We start from the raw sequence: 1,925 nt of genomic DNA on the forward strand, positions 1-1,925 counted from the left end.
AGCCTGTGTTTGTTGCTTGTATGTCGCAGATTCATCATGCATGGAAGGATTTTCGGCCAAGTATGATCGTATTAATGGATGGAGTTGCATAACAAAGGTATCAAGGTGACTTGTTTGACTCGGCATTTTTGGTTTGGAGTTTAGTGGGTTTGGTGAGTTGGTCGTGGCGCACCTTATACCAGGCGTTAAGCGCTTTAATTTGAATTTTGGAGGTGTAATGGTAACTATTTTATTTGGAGCTGGTGCAAGTTTTGGGTCTGGTGGTTGCTCGCCATATGCACCCCCATTAGGGAATGATTTGTTTTTCAAATTAAACGAGCAAGGTGGTAACTTTTCAAAACTGAATGCTGATATTAAAGCCAAATTTATTGAGCATGGTTTTGAAGCTGGTATGGCGAGTATCGAGGATGATAGTAGGAATATAACCCCGATGCAAAAAGAGATGGCTTGTTATCTCTCTAAGTTTTTAATTAAAAATGATAATGCTTATGCTCGCTTGTTTAATAAGCTAAGGACGGAGCTTTCTGAAATTACAATCGCTACTTTGAATTATGACTTATTAATTGAACAGGCAATCACAATTAATGGACATAACGTAGATTACAATGCTGATGGCAAAGGTGTTTCGCTGCTAAAACCTCATGGTTCATCAAATTTTTTACCTCAACTTCCTCCGGGATGGAATATTTCTGGCAATGTAATTATAGGCGGTGGTACGTATTTTGAAGGTTTGGATACAAAAGCTGTAGGTAGTCACGACGAGGTTAAAAAATGGTGTAAAAACTCAAGGAATAGTGACTTGAGTCCAGTGTTAGCTCTCTATCAAAAAGGTAAGCGGATAGTTATTAACAATGAATTAATTAATAATATACAAAGAAAATATGTTGATGCTATAAGCCAATCAAACCTAATTTTTGTTGTTGGTGTTAAATATGTTGAACATGACAACCATATTTGGGACTCATTATCATCTAGTAATGCAAAAATTGTGATTGTTGACCCTTACCCAGACGATACTGTCCGTTGGGCTGACACTCATTCATTACAAAATGTTGAAGTAATGAAGAGTGGTTTTGAAAGTGTTGTATTACAGATGGCAAGGATGATTAAGAAACACATTAGAAATCTTTAATATCAAGCGCTTAACAAAGGCATCAAGGTGACGCATAACACTCGGCGGTTTTGGTTTAAAGTGTATTTGGTTTTATAAGTAATGCGTTGGCGCACCTTATRCCAGGCGTTAACAGTTTTAGTTATGAAAATTAGAAATCTCAATTTACCCCAAGAAATGATTACAGCTATACAAACAGGATTGTTGCAACGAGATGTTGGTTCGTGGCGACTCAAATCTGATTGTGATAGTTACGGGCAATTACTCGAAACTGAGTTAGGTGAATTTTTTGATTCAGATAATTCCATCATTAATGCAACGAATCAGCTATCATCAGATTTCGTCATTGATGGCGTTTATGGGGATGGTACTCTTCCAGATTATCCTTGTGCAATTAAGGATATAACTGATTTTACTCATATTATTTGCTTTGGCTTAGCTGGTGATGGTTCACCATTCTGTTTAGATTATCGCTCTTCATTCGATGAGCCTTCTGTAATTTGGTGGGACGATATTTATTGGCGTAAGGTTGCTCCTAACTTTAAGGAGTTTTTAGCACTGTTTGACACAAACTGTTAACAAGGCAATCAAGGTGACCCGTTACACTCGGCGGTTTTGGTATGGAGTTCGGTGCGCTTTGTTGGTTTAGTGTGGGGCACCTTATCGCAGGCGTTATGCACCTTAGAGCCAAGTTCATCGATGGTAGAATGTTCATCGTACATTTCCACGATTTCTCAGGCTATTCGTTTAGCGAAAGGCTGCCTGAAAGTTCAGAGAACAGCAGGTTGTCGTTTTCTTTGTCGCCTTTTACCCT

Annotated in this window: 3 protein-coding genes; all 3 read left to right on the forward strand. The window is 38.4% G+C overall.

Going from position 1 to position 1,925, the window contains the following annotated elements; translation table 11 throughout:
* Positions 1–217: 217 nt before the first annotated feature.
* Positions 218–1,132, forward strand: coding sequence for a hypothetical protein (locus EDI28_RS25625; RefSeq protein WP_128786671.1), 915 nt, complete (start codon positions 218–220; stop codon positions 1,130–1,132).
* Between the two features lie 123 nt (positions 1,133–1,255).
* Positions 1,256–1,690, forward strand: coding sequence for an SMI1/KNR4 family protein (locus EDI28_RS25630; protein WP_164918633.1), 435 nt, complete (start codon positions 1,256–1,258; stop codon positions 1,688–1,690).
* Positions 1,691–1,731: 41 nt separating this feature from the next.
* On the forward strand, positions 1,732–1,925 hold a 194-nt coding region (locus EDI28_RS27420), incomplete at its 3' end, for a hypothetical protein (RefSeq protein WP_233353517.1).

Origin of the sequence: Photobacterium chitinilyticum, assembly GCF_004104355.1 — a bacterium.
Classification (GTDB): domain Bacteria; phylum Pseudomonadota; class Gammaproteobacteria; order Enterobacterales; family Vibrionaceae; genus Photobacterium; species Photobacterium chitinilyticum.

Coding starts and splice junctions, on each gene's coding strand:
- EDI28_RS25625 (WP_128786671.1), top strand. CDS start 218: ATGGTAACTATTTTATTTGGAGCTGGTGCAAGTTTTGGGTCTGGTGGT.
- EDI28_RS25630 (WP_164918633.1), top strand. CDS start 1,256: ATGAAAATTAGAAATCTCAATTTACCCCAAGAAATGATTACAGCTATA.